This is a genomic window from Streptococcus oralis (genome assembly GCF_001983955.1).
GTDB classification, from domain to species: domain Bacteria; phylum Bacillota; class Bacilli; order Lactobacillales; family Streptococcaceae; genus Streptococcus; species Streptococcus jiangnanensis.
The window spans coordinates 1,614,702-1,630,310 of the sequence record NZ_CP019562.1 but is presented as its reverse complement, the minus strand read 5'-3'; the positions used below and the strand labels follow the sequence as shown (position 1 = coordinate 1,630,310).

Annotated in this window: 16 protein-coding genes and 1 pseudogene; 13 read left to right on the top strand and 4 right to left on the bottom strand. The window is 40.9% G+C overall.

From position 1 onward, the window contains the following. Positions 1 to 76 precede the first annotated feature (76 nt). The gene (locus tag BWR56_RS08020) at positions 77 to 445 is read right to left on the bottom strand and encodes a nuclear transport factor 2 family protein (protein WP_076984781.1); all 369 of its coding nucleotides are present in this window, start codon (positions 443 to 445) and stop codon (positions 77 to 79) included. Positions 446 to 529: 84 nt separating this feature from the next. Beyond that, positions 530 to 1,456 (bottom strand): annotated as a pseudogene (locus BWR56_RS08015) (helix-turn-helix transcriptional regulator). Between the two features lie 353 nt (positions 1,457 to 1,809). On the opposite strand from BWR56_RS08015, the gene BWR56_RS08010 reads away from it, so the two are divergent. The 11 genes from BWR56_RS08010 (at position 1,810) to dnaJ (ending at position 12,519) form a co-directional block, all read left to right on the top strand. Next, on the top strand, positions 1,810 to 3,009 hold the full coding sequence (locus tag BWR56_RS08010) for a phosphoglycerate kinase (RefSeq protein WP_049505141.1): 1,200 nt from the start codon (positions 1,810 to 1,812) through the stop codon (positions 3,007 to 3,009). A 137-nt stretch (positions 3,010 to 3,146) separates the two neighbouring features. Next, entirely contained in the window at positions 3,147 to 3,674 is a 528-nt protein-coding gene (locus BWR56_RS08005) for an FUSC family protein (RefSeq protein WP_000119887.1), read from the top strand. A 76-nt stretch (positions 3,675 to 3,750) separates the two neighbouring features. Then, positions 3,751 to 4,107: a transcriptional repressor GlnR gene (gene glnR / locus BWR56_RS08000; protein ID WP_000664333.1), complete on the top strand. Its 357-nt coding sequence runs from the start codon at positions 3,751 to 3,753 to the stop codon at positions 4,105 to 4,107. A gap of 36 nt (positions 4,108 to 4,143) precedes the next feature. Next, on the top strand, positions 4,144 to 5,490 hold the full coding sequence (gene glnA, locus BWR56_RS07995; RefSeq protein ID WP_001122885.1) for a type I glutamate--ammonia ligase: 1,347 nt from the start codon (positions 4,144 to 4,146) through the stop codon (positions 5,488 to 5,490). A gap of 110 nt (positions 5,491 to 5,600) precedes the next feature. Then, complete coding sequence (locus tag BWR56_RS07990) at positions 5,601 to 5,921, top strand: PadR family transcriptional regulator (RefSeq protein WP_049505139.1); 321 nt, start codon at positions 5,601 to 5,603, stop codon at positions 5,919 to 5,921. Next, positions 5,921 to 6,496, top strand: a complete 576-nt coding sequence (locus BWR56_RS07985; protein WP_076984780.1) for a DUF2812 domain-containing protein — start codon at positions 5,921 to 5,923, stop codon at positions 6,494 to 6,496. Before BWR56_RS07990 ends, BWR56_RS07985 begins: the two co-directional genes overlap by 1 nt. Positions 6,497 to 6,530: 34 nt before the next feature. Beyond that, positions 6,531 to 7,043, top strand: coding sequence for a DUF2812 domain-containing protein (locus BWR56_RS07980; RefSeq protein WP_049505137.1), 513 nt, complete (start codon positions 6,531 to 6,533; stop codon positions 7,041 to 7,043). A 160-nt stretch (positions 7,044 to 7,203) separates the two neighbouring features. After that, positions 7,204 to 8,238 (top strand): heat-inducible transcriptional repressor HrcA, encoded by a 1,035-nt coding sequence (gene hrcA, locus BWR56_RS07975; RefSeq protein WP_049505135.1) that lies wholly within the window; start codon positions 7,204 to 7,206, stop codon positions 8,236 to 8,238. Between the two features lie 26 nt (positions 8,239 to 8,264). Further along, positions 8,265 to 8,780, top strand: coding sequence for a nucleotide exchange factor GrpE (gene grpE, locus BWR56_RS07970; RefSeq protein WP_000046025.1), 516 nt, complete (start codon positions 8,265 to 8,267; stop codon positions 8,778 to 8,780). 378 nt (positions 8,781 to 9,158) lie between these two features. Further along, the gene (gene dnaK / locus BWR56_RS07960; protein ID WP_049505133.1) at positions 9,159 to 10,982 is read left to right on the top strand and encodes a molecular chaperone DnaK; all 1,824 of its coding nucleotides are present in this window, start codon (positions 9,159 to 9,161) and stop codon (positions 10,980 to 10,982) included. A 400-nt stretch (positions 10,983 to 11,382) separates the two neighbouring features. Next, the gene (gene dnaJ / locus BWR56_RS07955) at positions 11,383 to 12,519 is read left to right on the top strand and encodes a molecular chaperone DnaJ (protein WP_049505132.1); all 1,137 of its coding nucleotides are present in this window, start codon (positions 11,383 to 11,385) and stop codon (positions 12,517 to 12,519) included. 441 nt (positions 12,520 to 12,960) lie between these two features. Here dnaJ and BWR56_RS07945 read toward each other — a convergent pair whose 3' ends face one another. Then, positions 12,961 to 13,248, bottom strand: a complete 288-nt coding sequence (locus BWR56_RS07945; protein WP_049505129.1) for a hypothetical protein — start codon at positions 13,246 to 13,248, stop codon at positions 12,961 to 12,963. A 9-nt stretch (positions 13,249 to 13,257) separates the two neighbouring features. Beyond that, positions 13,258 to 13,668 carry an HIT family protein gene (locus BWR56_RS07940; protein ID WP_001278305.1) on the bottom strand — a complete coding sequence of 137 codons (411 nt, stop codon included), beginning with the start codon at positions 13,666 to 13,668 and terminating at the stop codon, positions 13,258 to 13,260. Between the two features lie 67 nt (positions 13,669 to 13,735). Between BWR56_RS07940 and BWR56_RS07935 the strand changes: the two genes are divergently transcribed. Continuing rightward, positions 13,736 to 14,467, top strand: a complete 732-nt coding sequence (locus BWR56_RS07935; protein WP_049505127.1) for an ABC transporter ATP-binding protein — start codon at positions 13,736 to 13,738, stop codon at positions 14,465 to 14,467. Beyond that, positions 14,464 to 15,513 carry an ABC transporter permease gene (locus tag BWR56_RS07930; protein WP_049505126.1) on the top strand — a complete coding sequence of 350 codons (1,050 nt, stop codon included), beginning with the start codon at positions 14,464 to 14,466 and terminating at the stop codon, positions 15,511 to 15,513. Before BWR56_RS07935 ends, BWR56_RS07930 begins: the two co-directional genes overlap by 4 nt. Positions 15,514 to 15,609 lie beyond the last annotated feature (96 nt).

Sequence of the window (15,609 nt, the reverse complement as noted above, 5' to 3'; positions counted from 1 at the left end):
CAAGGTTTGACTGTAGATTAGTCAGACCTTGTTTTTAGTTTTGAAATTGAAGAGTAAATTTGAAGCTAGATTTTTGTTATTCAATTCCTTGGATAAATTTTTGGAAACGATAGGTGTCGAAATAAATATTGGATGCAACTAATTTATCAAACTCATCGAATTTCAGAAATTCTGCGACATCCAGTTCAAGTTCTTTTCCTTGAGGAGAATGTAGATGGTAGCGATTTAAAGCTGAGACTGCTCGACCATCAACAAGTAATTGCTTCACTTCAAGATGCTGGCTCAAAGCATAGAATTGGCCTGCGCCTTGCAAATAAACATCACGTCCTTGTCGAATTTCTATACTATCGCACATGCCATAGTCAAAGTTTTCAGCTACGAAATCTTCCCAGCCTCCCTCATTTACTGCCGTAAAATAGCTTTCTGCAAGTGTTTTTGTATCCATTTGGAACCTCCTGTAAAATAATTGGGCTATGATGAATATCACGAAATATTTTGCCCACTTAAGAGTATACAAAAGGAAATATGACTACAGGTTGTCATATTGCTGAAGATTTTTTTTGAGAGTACTGACCAGTAGATTTTGTAAGTGACTTGGAGATACGACCTTTACTTGATAACCAAAGCTTAAGAGTAAATCAAAAAATGCAGGAGTTAAAGCTCTGAATGCCTGAACTTTTATTATTTCGTCCTCGACTCTGATTTCTTCTTCCGTGAAGTGATCGTAGATTTTTGGGAGTGCAAATCTTGTAAAAACTAGTTCGATTTCTTCTCCTTGCCCCTCCACTTTATGTTTTGGGGGATTTAAAAAAAGCTCTAACTTTTCTTGAGATAAACGTGGATAATCGAATGGTTTATCTTTTATCTCCACTAGTTCTAGTTCACGAATTCGAGTTAATTTAAAAATACGAAAATCTAATTTTTCTAAGCAGTAACCGATAACATACCAAGCATTCAGTTTATAGATCAATCTGTATGGGATAATTGTTCGCTGACTTTTCTCCTGTTTTTTCGAATAGTAAGAAAAAGAAATCATCTGTTCAGTTTGTATCGCTTCCTCAATTTCTAGTAAAAACTTTGTATTAAGAGTCCAGGAACTGAGATCAAAGTAAAAAGGACTGTTTGCTCTTGTAATTTCTTAAGAAGACAGCTTGTGTTCGATACTGTCAAGACTTGAATGACCAACGATTTTACTAACATTTTGGCTCATATTAATGATAAACTGTCTCTCCTCCTCAGTGAAAAAGTTTCTGTCTATCTTATAGTCGCTCGGTATATAGAAACCTCCCTTATCTCCACGTTCCGAATAGATTGGGATCCCCGCTAAACTGAGTGTATCCATGTCCCTATATACAGTTCGAGTAGATATTTCAAATCTCTCTGCAATCTCTTTAGCTGTTATTCTCTTCTTATTTAAAAGAGACAGTAAAATATAAATTAGTCTTTCTAATTTCATGGTAGCAATTCCCCTTCTTTTAATCTCAAATAGCACAAACTAAAGAAACTATTTTAGTTATATTGTATAATAAGAAACCTAGCAATTCAAAAAGAAGGACTGTAGAGTTTAGAATATTAAGGATTAAAGTGTTAGAAAAAGAATGGTATAGAAGTAATTAGGCAGATCAATCAAGAATTTGCCTAAATTATTCCAACCGAATTATGTGAAGATTACTATTTCCCGCACTGCAATCCTAGGTTTTTAGGTTAATAGATAGAAGAATGAACAAGAAAAGTTTAGGGTTTTTCTATCTCTTTTGCGGATTTTGTGATATAATTAACACGTATAAAAAAAAGAAGGAGTCATATCTAATGGCAAAATTGACTGTTAAAGACGTTGAATTGAAAGGGGAAAAAGTTCTCGTTCGTGTTGACTTCAACGTACCTGTTAAAGATGGCGTGATTACCAATGATAACCGTATCACTGCAGCTCTTCCAACTATCAAGTACATCCTTGAACAAGGTGGACGTGCAGTCCTCTTCTCTCACCTTGGACGTGTAAAAGAAGAAGCAGACAAAGAAGGTAAATCACTTGCTCCTGTAGCTGCTGACTTGGCTGCTAAATTGGGACAAGAAGTTAAATTTATCCCAGGTGTTACACGTGGTGCTGAATTGGAAGCCGCTGTTAACGCTCTTGAAGATGGACAAGTTCTCTTGGTTGAAAACACTCGTTTCGAAGATGTTGACGGCAAGAAAGAATCTAAAAACGATCCTGAACTTGGTAAATACTGGGCTTCACTTGGAGATGGTATCTTCGTAAACGATGCATTCGGTACTGCTCACCGTGCACACGCATCTAACGTTGGTATCTCAGCAAACGTTGAAAAAGCAGTAGCTGGATTCCTTCTTGAGAACGAAATTGCCTACATCCAAGAAGCAGTTGAAGCTCCAGAACGTCCATTCGTAGCGATCCTTGGTGGTTCAAAAGTTTCAGACAAAATCGGTGTTATCGAAAACTTGCTTGAAAAAGCTGATAAAGTGCTTATCGGTGGTGGGATGACTTACACATTCTACAAAGCTCAAGGTATCGAAATCGGTAACTCACTTGTAGAAGAAGACAAATTGGATGTTGCAAAAGCTCTTCTTGAAAAAGCAAATGGCAAATTGATCTTGCCAGTTGACTCAAAAGAAGCAAACGCATTTGCTGACTACACTGAAGTGAAAGACACTGAAGGTGAAGCGGTTGATCCAGGTTTCCTTGGTTTGGATATCGGTCCTAAATCTATCGCTAAATTCGACGAAGCTTTGACTGGTGCCAAAACAGTTGTATGGAACGGACCTATGGGTGTATTTGAAAACCCAGACTTCCAAGCTGGTACAATCGGTGTCATGGATGCTATCGTGAAACAACCAGGTGTGAAATCAATCATCGGTGGTGGTGACTCAGCTGCTGCAGCCATCAACCTTGGCCGTGCAGACAAGTTCTCATGGATCTCTACTGGTGGTGGAGCATCAATGGAACTCCTTGAAGGTAAAGTATTGCCAGGATTGGCAGCACTTACAGAAAAATAAGCTTTCTTAGATGAAATCATAGAAAAGAGGAACTCTGTTTCCTCTTTTTTATAGCCCGAAATTAAAAACGCTTCCTATTGATTTTCACTCATAAAATCAACTAATTTATGTTAAAATGGTAGTAGAAAGTTGAGATTATGAGTTATTTTAAAAAATATAAATTTGATAAGTCACAGTTCAAGCTTGGTATGCGAACCTTCAAAACAGGGATTGCCGTATTTATAGTTCTCTTGATTTTTGGTTTTTTTGGCTGGAAGGGGCTTCAAATCGGAGCATTGACAGCAGTCTTCAGTTTACGAGAGAGCTTTGATAAGAGCGTCCATTTTGGAACTTCGCGTATCTTAGGAAATAGTATTGGCGGTTTTTACGCCCTTGTCTTTTTCCTCTTAAACACTTTATTTCATGGAGCCTTTTGGGTAACCTTACTAGTTGTTCCGATTTGCACCATGTTAACCATTATGACAAACGTTGCCATGAACAACAAGGCAGGAGTTATCGGTGGTGTAGCGGCTATGTTGATTATTACCCTATCAATACCAAGCGGAGAAACATTTTTGTACGTGTTTGCGCGCGTATTTGAAACATTTATGGGAGTTTTTGTCGCAATCCTTGTTAATTATGATATTGAGCAACTGAAACTCTTTTGGGAGAAAAAAAGAAAATAATGTTACATTTTATGACATTATTCGTTGACGTTTGTCTTTTTTTAGACTATAATAGACAGGAAGAAGGAAATTGTAAATGAAGGAAAGAGAATTTCGCCGAAATATGGCTGTTTTTCCTATCGGCAGTGTTATGAAGTTGACCGATCTCTCGGCGCGTCAGATTCGTTATTATGAAGATCAAGAGTTGATCAAACCTGATCGAAACGAAGGGAACCGTCGCATGTATTCTTTGAATGACATGGATCGTCTACTTGAAATCAAAGATTATATCTCTGAAGGTCATAATATTGCTGCGATTAAGAAAAAATATGCTGAACGCGAGGCGAAGTCCAAGAAAGCTGTGAGTCAGACGGAAGTGCGTCGTGCACTTCACAATGAACTCCTCCAGCAGGGGCGCTTTGCTTCAGTACGGTCACCCTTTGGTCGCGGTTAGGCAATCGCAAGTAGTCATATATTAAGGAGAAAACCCATGCCAATCACAGCTGCAGATATTCGTCGTGAAGTCAAGGAAAAAAATGTTACCTTTATCCGTCTCATGTTTTCAGATATTCTGGGAACCATGAAAAACGTCGAAATTCCTGCTACAGATGAACAGTTAGATAAGGTCTTGTCAAACAAAGCCATGTTTGATGGCTCTTCTATTGAAGGTTTTGTACGTATCAATGAGTCAGATATGTACTTGTACCCAGACTTGGATACATGGACAGTCTTCCCATGGGGAGATGAAAATGGAAGTGTTGCAGGTTTGATCTGTGATGTCTATACAACAGAAGGCGAACCCTTTGCAGGTGACCCACGTGGTAATCTGAAGCGTGCACTTCGTCATATGGAAGAAGTAGGATTCAAATCCTTCAACCTTGGTCCAGAACCAGAATTCTTCCTATTTAAGTTGGATGAAAATGGGGATCCAACTCTTGAGGTAAATGACAAGGGTGGCTACTTCGACTTGGCCCCTACTGACCTTGCAGACAATACGCGTCGTGAAATTGTGAATGTCTTGACCAAAATGGGATTCGAAGTAGAAGCGAGTCACCATGAAGTTGCGGTTGGACAACATGAGATTGACTTCAAGTATGATGAAGTCCTTCGTGCCTGTGACAAGATTCAAATCTTTAAACTTGTTGTTAAAACCATTGCTCGCAAACACGGTCTTTACGCAACCTTTATGGCGAAACCAAAATTTGGTATCGCTGGATCAGGTATGCACTGTAATATGTCCTTGTTTGATGCAGAAGGAAACAATGCCTTCTTTGATCCAAATGATCCAAAAGGAATGCAGTTGTCTGAAACGGCCTATCATTTCCTTGGTGGCTTGATCAAACATGCTTACAACTATACTGCTATCATGAACCCAACAGTTAACTCATACAAACGTTTGGTTCCAGGTTATGAAGCACCTGTTTACATTGCTTGGGCTGGTCGTAACCGTTCGCCACTTGTGCGCGTACCAGCTTCACGTGGTATGGGAACTCGTCTTGAGTTGCGTTCAGTGGACCCAATGGCAAACCCATACATCGCGATGGCAGTTCTATTGGAAGTTGGTTTGCATGGTATTGAAAACAAAATCGAAGCACCAGCTCCTATCGAAGAAAATATCTACATCATGACAGCAGAAGAGCGTAAGGAAGCTGGAATCACCGACCTTCCATCAACTCTTCATAACGCCTTGAAAGCTTTGACTGAGGATGAAGTGGTCAAGGCAGCCCTAGGTGAACACATCTACACTAGTTTCCTTGAAGCCAAACGTATCGAGTGGGCTAGCTATGCGACCTTTGTTTCACAATGGGAAGTTGATAATTATTTAGATCTTTACTAATATAGAAGAAAGATTGCCTGAGGGTGATCTTTTTTGCATTTTATATCGAACTGTGATATATTTTATATAACGAAGTGCGATGTATCGAATTAAATAGGAGGTGTGGTTAAATGGAATTAACAGATAAGATCAGGCGTGTTTACCTTCCCATGACTGAAACAGGTTTTTATATCTTGTTCTGTCTACAAAAGGAACGTCATGGTTATAGTATTACACAAAAGGTCAAGGATATGACAGATTCACAAGTTTTGATTAGTCCTGGAACTATGTATGGAACCTTGTCAAAAATGGAAAAGGATGGCTTGATCTCCTTTGTCCGAGAGGAGGAAAAACGGAAAATCTATCAGATAACAGATTTGGGACGAAAGGTTTTGGAGATTGAATTGAAACGTATTGAACGGCTCTATAGAAACAGTCGGGAGGAAGTATGATGGAAAAGAAGGTTGTATATCGGATATCTACAATTGCAGATTATGATAGAGAGGCCTTATACCTTGGGGAAATGCATGCTAAGGGTTGGAAACTTAGGAAAGTAAGCTATTCTAACTTAGTAGTTGCGGTTAAGTATACTTTTGAAAAGTGCCAACCGGAGCAGGTGTCTTATCAGTTGGACTTTTATCCCATGAAAAAATCAGAGAGAGCCTCCTATTTACAACTATTTAAAGACTGTGGCTGGGAGCATATTACAGACTTTAATTGTTTTTCCTATTTTAGAAAAGCACATTCTGGAATTGAATCGGATACTGAGTTTGAAATCTATAATGACGCTACAGGGAAGTTAGCTATGATGAAACGGATTTTAATAATGCGGATGCTTCCTATTTTGATTCTATTTTTAGCTCTACTACCGGTTTTCTCAAAGTTTGTCAGTGGAGCTAGTTCTTTCAGATGGGAAGTATTTTTGATTTTCATAATAGATTGGATTTTATTGATAGTTTTTGCGATTCAGATTTCTTATATTTTTTGGAAATTGAGTCAAAAGTGGAAAGAATTATCTGATAAATGAAACAATGCCTGTTTTCTAATTTGGAGGTAAGACAATGAATAGCAAAGTACAATTTCGGATTTTCACCATTGTTGATTTGGACAAGGAAGAAGAGTATTTGCGTGAGATGCACTTGAAAGGCTGGAGATATAGAACGAGTCGTTTTGGTTTTTTCTATTTTGACCAATGCCAACCAGACGATGTCATCTACCGTATATATGATTCTAGATTTCTTAAAAAGTATAAGCATGAACTGCAAGATTTTAGAAATAGCGGTTGGGAATTGATAGAAACAGGTTTTTGTTCAATTCTTCGTAAACCAACTTCTGATATACTTTCAGAGGAGAAAGTCTATATGAGTAAGGGTCTCAGATGGGAAGTTATGCGGTCTAGACTTCGTTCCTGTATAGCCACTTTTTCAGGTGGTCTTGTTGTTTGCATGAGTTTGTATCGAGAAAACTTGTCTCAGTCTTTCTTTATTATTTTCGTTTTATACACTTGTTTAATTTCTTATCTAATCTACGGCTTTTTTAGACTTAAAAGGAAATACCAAGTAGATGAGAAGTAAGATTCTAGGTCTTCAGACTGATTTTTAGCACTCTTGGTAAAAGAGTGCTAATTTTTTGAGTTTTTGTCTTGACATTCTCTTCTAAGGGTGTATAATAGAATCATGAGTTAGCACTTGGGTACATAGAGTGCTAATCGATTGGACAGAGAGGAGTGATGAGATGGTTACAGAGCGTCAGCAGGATATTTTAAATCTGATTATTGACATCTTTACCAAAACGCACGAACCTGTCGGATCCAAGGCGCTACAAGAGTCTATCAATTCTAGTAGTGCTACCATTCGTAATGACATGGCAGCGCTAGAGAAGCAGGGTTTGCTTGAGAAGGCTCATACCTCAAGCGGTCGGATGCCAAGTGTCGCGGGATTTCAGTACTATGTGAAACACTCGCTTGCTTTTGATAGACTGGCTGAAAATGAGGTATACGAGATTGTCAAAGCCTTTGATCAGGAGTTCTTCAAACTGGAGGATATTCTGCAAGAGGCTGCTAATCTACTGACAGACCTGAGCGGCTGTACGGTAGTAGCACTGGATGTTGAGCCGAGTAGGCAACGGTTGACAGCCTTTGATATCGTTGTTTTGGGACAACATACAGCCTTGGCAGTATTTACCCTAGACGAGTCCCGAACGGTTACCAGTCAATTTCTGATTCCAAGGAACTTCTTGCAGGAAGATTTGCTGAAACTGAAGAACATCATTCAGGAACGTTTCCTCGGTCACACGGTTCTAGATATTCACTACAAGATTCGGACGGAGATCCCGCAGATTATCCAGCGTTACTTCACAACAACGGACAATGTCATGGATCTCTTTGAACACATTTTTAAAGAAATGTTCAATGAAAACATTGTGGTATCGGGAAAAGTCAATCTCTTGAATTTTGCCAATCTAGCGGCCTATCAGTTCTTTGACCAACCGCAAAAGGTGGCTTTGGAGATTCGTGAGGGTCTGCATGAAGATCAGATGCAAAATGTCCGTGTTGCGGACAGTCAGGAGTCTTGTCTAGCAAACTTGGCGGTGATTAGCAGTAAATTCCTCATCCCTTATCGTGGTTTTGGAATTCTAGCGATTATCGGTCCGGTCAATCTGGACTACCAGCAATTGGTCAATCAAGTCAATGTTGTCAATCGTGTTTTGACCATGAAGTTGACAGATTTTTACCGCTACCTCAGCAGTAATCATTACGAAGTACATTAAGATTGAAATCATTAAAGGAGGCGAAAATGGCCCAAGATATAAAAAATGAAGAAATGAAAGAAGAGGAAGTTGTGGAAACAACTGAAGAAACAACTCCTGAAAAGTCAGAGTTGGACTTGGCAAATGAACGTGCAGATGAGTTTGAAAATAAATACCTTCGCGCTCATGCAGAAATGCAAAATATTCAACGCCGTGCCAATGAAGAACGTCAAAACTTGCAACGTTATCGTAGCCAAGACCTGGCAAAAGCAATCTTACCATCGCTCGACAACTTAGAACGTGCACTAGCCGTTGAAGGTTTGACAGACGATGTTAAAAAAGGATTGGAGATGGTGCAAGAAAGCTTGGTTTACGCTTTGAAAGAAGAAGGAATCGAAGAAATCGCAGCTGACGGCGAATTTGACCATAACTATCATATGGCCATCCAAACTCTCCCAGCAGATGATGAACATCCAGCAGATACCATCGCACAAGTCTTCCAAAAAGGCTACAAACTCCATGACCGCATCCTAAGACCGGCTATGGTAGTAGTATACAACTAGGCAATTCTGACGGTAGCTAAAGCAACTCGTCAGAAAACGGCAATCGCTATGGCGTTTGCCTAGCCTCCTTACTAACTCGTCGTCGAAATAATATCGATTTCGACTCCTCGTGTCGCAATATATATACATTGAAAACTTGTCCGAAACGACAATAAACTATGAAAGAAAGATAAAAAGCAAGTCGGAGGCTTGCAAGGATGATATTTCCCGCCGTGGTGAAAGTTTCAGTAGTTTTTGCTACTGAAACAGGGGATTTTTGAGACAATAGGCTCAAAAATAAGTGATGAAATCCCGTAGGGAGTTGCTCACGTCCCCACCACTTAAGGGGAATATTAAGAAAAGTCAAAAATAGAATATAAAATTTAAGGAGAAAAACACATGTCTAAAATTATCGGTATTGACTTAGGTACAACAAACTCAGCAGTTGCAGTTCTTGAAGGAACTGAAAGCAAAATCATCGCAAACCCAGAAGGTAACCGTACAACTCCATCTGTAGTATCATTCAAAAACGGAGAAATCATCGTTGGTGATGCCGCAAAACGCCAAGCAGTCACAAACCCAGATACAGTTATCTCTATCAAATCTAAGATGGGAACTTCTGAAAAAGTTTCTGCAAATGGAAAAGAATACACTCCACAAGAAATCTCAGCTATGATTCTTCAATACTTGAAAGGTTACGCTGAAGAATACCTTGGTGAAAAAGTAACCAAAGCAGTTATCACAGTCCCAGCTTACTTCAACGATGCTCAACGTCAAGCAACAAAAGACGCTGGTAAAATCGCTGGTCTTGAAGTAGAACGTATCGTTAACGAGCCAACTGCAGCAGCTCTTGCATACGGTTTGGACAAGACTGACAAAGAAGAAAAAATCTTGGTATTTGACCTTGGTGGTGGTACATTCGACGTCTCTATCCTTGAATTGGGTGATGGTGTATTTGATGTATTGTCAACTGCAGGGGACAACAAACTCGGTGGTGATGACTTTGACCAAAAGATCATCGACCACTTAGTAGCAGAATTCAAGAAAGAAAATGGTATCGACTTGTCAAACGACAAAATGGCTGTTCAACGTTTGAAGGACGCAGCTGAAAAAGCTAAGAAAGACCTTTCTGGCGTGACTTCAACGCAAATCAGCTTGCCATTCATCACTGCAGGTGAGGCTGGACCTCTTCACTTGGAAATGACTTTGACTCGTGCGAAATTTGACGATTTGACTCGTGACCTTGTTGAACGTACAAAAGTTCCAGTTCGTCAAGCCCTTTCAGATGCAGGTTTGAGCTTGTCAGAAATCGATGAAGTTATCCTTGTTGGTGGTTCAACTCGTATCCCTGCCGTTGTTGAAGCTGTTAAATCTGAAACTGGTAAAGAACCAAACAAATCAGTAAACCCTGACGAAGTAGTTGCTATGGGTGCGGCTATCCAAGGTGGTGTGATCACTGGTGATGTGAAAGACGTTGTTCTTCTTGACGTAACACCATTGTCACTTGGTATCGAAACAATGGGTGGTGTCTTCACAAAACTCATCGACCGTAACACAACAATTCCAACATCTAAATCACAAGTCTTCTCAACTGCAGCGGACAACCAACCGGCCGTTGATATCCACGTTCTTCAAGGTGAACGTCCAATGGCAGCAGATAACAAGACTCTTGGACGCTTCCAATTGACTGACATCCCGGCTGCACCTCGTGGAATTCCTCAAATCGAAGTAACATTTGACATCGACAAGAACGGTATCGTGTCTGTTAAGGCCAAAGACCTTGGAACTCAAAAAGAACAAACTATTGTCATCCAATCTAACTCAGGTTTGACTGATGAAGAAATCGACCGCATGATGAAAGATGCAGAGGCAAACGCTGAAGCAGATAAGAAACGTAAAGAAGAAGTAGACCTTCGTAACGAAGTAGACCAAGCAATCTTTGCGACTGAAAAGACAATCAAGGAAACTGAAGGAAAAGGCTTCGATGCAGAACGTGATGCTGCCCAAGCTGCACTTGATGAGCTTAAGAAAGCTCAAGAAGACAACAACTTGGACGAAATGAAAGCAAAACTCGAAGCCTTGAATGAAAAAGCTCAAGGACTTGCTGTTAAACTCTACGAACAAGCCGCAGCAGCGCAACAAGCTCAAGCAGGAGCAGAAGGCGCACAAGCAACAGGAAACGCAGGCGATGACGTCGTAGACGGAGAGTTTACGGAGAAATAAAATAGTCCAGTGGACTATTTTATCCCGAGCTTGAAAATCGGAGAGCGAGGTCGTTAAGAATGACTAATCACTAAAGTGATTGTCAATCTACTACAATCGCTATGATGACTTTTGCGTTGTAAGTATAAGAAGAAATCCAGAGGTTGCAACCCAGCCTCTGTTTTTCGGTAAAAAGGTGCTGAACCTAATTTATTTGAGTTTTTATCATCAATATGAAAGAAAGGAATTGAACCCGAACTAGATTGAGGTTTCGTTCCGAAATATTAACAGAAAGGAATAAGGGTGTTCATAATTGAACTCGAGCGGAAAGCTTGGAAATTAGATAAACCTCCTAAGAAATCAGGATTTCTTGTCGGTTTCCTAAATTTCAGTCGCTTTCTGTTCGCTCTTAGTATCTTGTATGAACAATACTGAATTTTATGATCGTCTGGGGGTGTCAAAAAACGCTTCGGCAGACGAGATCAAAAAGGCTTATCGTAAGCTTTCCAAAAAATATCACCCAGATATCAACAAGGATCCTGGCGCTGAGGAAAAATACAAGGAAGTTCAAGAAGCCTATGAGACTTTGAGTGACGACCAAAAACGTGCAGCCTATGACCAATATGGTGCTGCGGGTGCCAACGGTGGCTTTGGTGGTGCCGGTGGTTTTGGTGGCTTTGACGGAGCAGGTGGCTTCGGTGGTTTTGAAGATATCTTCTCAAGTTTTTTCGGGGGAGGCGGAGCTTCACGCAATCCAAACGCTCCTCGTCAAGGGGATGACCTCCAGTACCGTGTGAATTTGACTTTTGAAGAAGCTATTTTTGGAACAGAAAAAGAGGTTAAATACAATCGTGAAGCAAGCTGTCGTACCTGTAACGGATCTGGTGCTAAGCCAGGAACAAGTCCAGTCACTTGTGGACGCTGTCATGGCGCTGGTGTTATTAACGTCGATACGCAGACTCCTCTTGGTATGATGCGTCGCCAAGTAACCTGTGATGTCTGTCATGGTCGCGGAAAAGAAATTAAAGATCCATGTACTACATGTCACGGTACAGGTCATGAAAAACAAGCTCATAGCGTACATGTGAAGATCCCTGCTGGTGTGGAAACAGGCCAACAAATCCGCCTCGCTGGTCAAGGTGAAGCAGGCTTTAACGGTGGACCTTACGGGGACTTGTACGTGGTGGTTTCTGTTGAAGCCAGTGATAAATTTGAACGTGAAGGAACAACTATTTTCTACAAGTTAAATCTCAATATTGTCCAAGCAACTCTTGGAGATACTGTGGAAATTCCAACTGTTCATGGAGATGTTGAATTGGTTATCCCAGAAGGAACTCAGACTGGCAAGAAATTCCGTCTACGTGGCAAGGGAGCACCGAGCCTTCGTGGTGGTGCCGTTGGTGACCAATACGTTACTGTCAATGTCGTGACTCCGACAGGTTTGAACGACCGCCAAAAAGCAGCGCTTAAAGAATTCGCGGCTGCAGGTGACTTGAAAGTCAATCCAAAGAAAAAAGGCTTCTTTGACCATATTAAAGATGCCTTTGAAGGAGAATAAAGTAAAAAGAGCCGTCGGGCTCTTTTTAAAGCGTAAACAAGCTATATCCCATCAACTATACACCACAATTTAGACAACTCATTCACCATTTCATAACTAATACTCTTCGAAAATCTCTTCAAACCGCGTCAACGTCGCCTTGCCGTATATATGTGACTGAATTCGTCAGTCTTATCTACAACCTCAAAACAGTGTTTTGAGCAACCTGCGGCTAGTTTCCTAGTTTGCTCTTTGATTTTCATTGAGTATATATCAAATACTTTCCCAGACTTTTCGCCGTAATGAAAACACCTGAAACCAGTTGATTTCAGGTGTTCGGAAACTTTGAGACCTAGGCTCAAAGTTTAGGTATGGAATTTCGAAGAAGGTCGCTACCGTCCGTCATTACTTAAGGAAAGTCTTAAAAAATCTATAAACTAAAAAGAGCCATCGGGCTCTTTTTTACTTATCCTCAAGCTCCTGTGTTTCTTTTATCACAGCTAGTCTAGTCTGGAAATCTTTTTCCAAGACTTTGAACTTGTAGGTCAAGTCTTTTTGATATTCCTTGATAAGGGCTTTTTGCTGGTCGATGATTTGCAAGCTGTTTTGGATGATATCCAAATCATCCTTGATAGATTCAATGCGGTCAGTTGTATCTAGCACTTCATCCTGAATGGCTTGGCGATTTTTCACGACAAAATAACTTCCAGCTGCAGCTCCTGCAAACAGCAATAGATTGGATAGTTTCATGGCATCTCCTTAAGCGTTTTTAATGGTTTCAGCGACTTGGGCAAGTTTGTCAAAGTCAGGTTCGTGGGCGATAAAGTCAATCTTGAGGTCATCTTCTGCACCGTAGCGAGGTACGAGATGCACGTGAGTATGAAAGACTGTTTGACCAGCAACTTCCTCACAGTTGGCGATGATGTTCATTCCGGCAGCCTTGGTAGCCTTCATGACTTTTTGAGCCACTGTTGGTACTTGGGCAAAGAGTTGGCTAGCGCTGGCAGCGTCCATCTCCAAAAGATTGCGAAAATGCTCTTTGGGTACAATGAGGGTGTGTCCAGGCGTTACTTGAGAGATATCAAGAAAGGCAAGAACCTGCTCATCCTCGTATACTTTTGAAGCAGGAATCTCCCCTGCGATGATCTTACAAAAAATGCAATCTGACATAAAATCCACCTCTACTGTATTAAATTTTGATATAATATAGCTACATTATACCAGATTCGGAGAAAATATGTTAGAAATTAAAAACCTGACAGGAGGCTATGTCCACGTTCCTGTCTTGAAAGATGTGTCCTTTATCGTTGAAAGTGGGCAATTGGTCGGTTTGATTGGTCTCAACGGTGCTGGAAAATCAACGACTATCAATGAGATTATCGGTCTTTTGACGCCTTACAGTGGGGAAATTAAGATTAATGGTTTAACCCTGCGAGAAGATGCGACTAGCTACCGCAAGCAGATTGGCTATATTCCTGAAACGCCTAGCTTGTATGAGGAATTGACCCTCAGAGAGCATATCGAGACGGTTGCCATGGCTTATGGTATTGAGCAAAAAGTGGCTTTTGATCGTGCGGAACCTTTGTTAAAAATGTTCCGTTTGGACCAAAAATTAGACTGGTTCCCAGTGCATTTTTCCAAAGGGATGAAGCAGAAGGTCATGATTATCTGTGCTTTTGTCGTGGATCCGAGTCTTTTCATCGTTGATGAGCCTTTCCTTGGCCTCGATCCGCTGGCTATTTCTGACTTGATTCAGCTTTTGGAAGTAGAAAAGCAAAAAGGCAAGTCCATCCTCATGAGTACCCACGTGCTGGATTCGGCGGAAAAGATGTGTGACGCCTTTGTTATCCTCCACAAGGGAGAGGTGCGGGCTCAGGGGAACCTCCAGCAACTCCGCGAAGCCTTTGACATGCCCGAGGCTAGCTTGAACGACATTTACTTGGCTCTAACCAAAGAGGAGGAGCTATGAAAGACTTGTTTTTAAAGCGAAAGCAGGCTTTTCGCAAGGAGTGTGTCGGTTATCTGCGTTATGTTCTCAATGATCACTTTGTCTTATTCCTGCTGGTTCTCATCGGTTTTCTAGCCTACCAGTACAGTCAACTCTTGCAAGATTTTCCTTATAATCATTGGCCCATCCTCTTGTTTTTGGGGATTGTATCTGCCTTGCTTTTGGCTTGGGGAGGAATCGCGACCTACATGGAAGGACCTGACAAGCTCTTTCTCTTAGTCAGTGAAGAGGAGGTGAAGTCCTACCTAAAAGGACAGTCGTCGCGTTCATTTGTTTTCTGGACAATTGTCCAAACCCTCTTTTTACTCTTATTTGCACCTTTGTTTTTAGCTATGGGCTATGGCTTGCCAGTCTTTCTCGTCTATGTGCTTTTATTGGGAGTAGCGAAGTACCTCCTCTTTCGCCAAAAAGCCAGCAAATTTTTCACTGAAACTGGGCTGGACTGGGATTATGTCATTGCCCAAGAAAGCAAGCGCAAGCAAATTCTGCTTCGTTTCTTTGCTCTCTTTACTCAGGTTAAGGGCGTTTCCAATAGTGTCAAACGTCGCGCTTATCTGGATTTTATCCTTAAAGCAGTTCAGAAAGTGCCGAGCAAGATTTGGCAAAACCTCTATCTTCGTTCTTATCTGCGAAATGGAGATCTCTTTGCCCTCAGTCTCCGTCTCCTCTTCCTATCCTTGTTAGCTCTAGTCTTTATCGAGCAAGCTTGGATTGCGACGGCAGTGGTTGTCCTGTTTAATTACCTTATGCTCTTCCAGTTGTTGGCTCTCTATCGTGCTTTCGACTACCAGTACTTGACCCAGCTCTTTCCATTAGAAAAAGGGGAGAAAGAGAAGGGACTACAGGAAGTTATCCGAGGATTGACAGGTTTTGTTTTATTGGTTCAGCTGATAGTTGGTTTGATTACCCTCCAAGAAAAACTAGCTCTTCTAGCCCTGCTTGGAGCTGGACTGGTCCTGCAAATCTTGTATCTCCCTTATCGGGTGAAACATCAGATGCAGGACTAATACTCTTCGAAAATCTCTTCAAACTACGTCAGCTTTATCTGCAACCTGCGGCTAGCTTCCTAGTTTGCTCTTTGATTTTCATTGAGTATAACATTG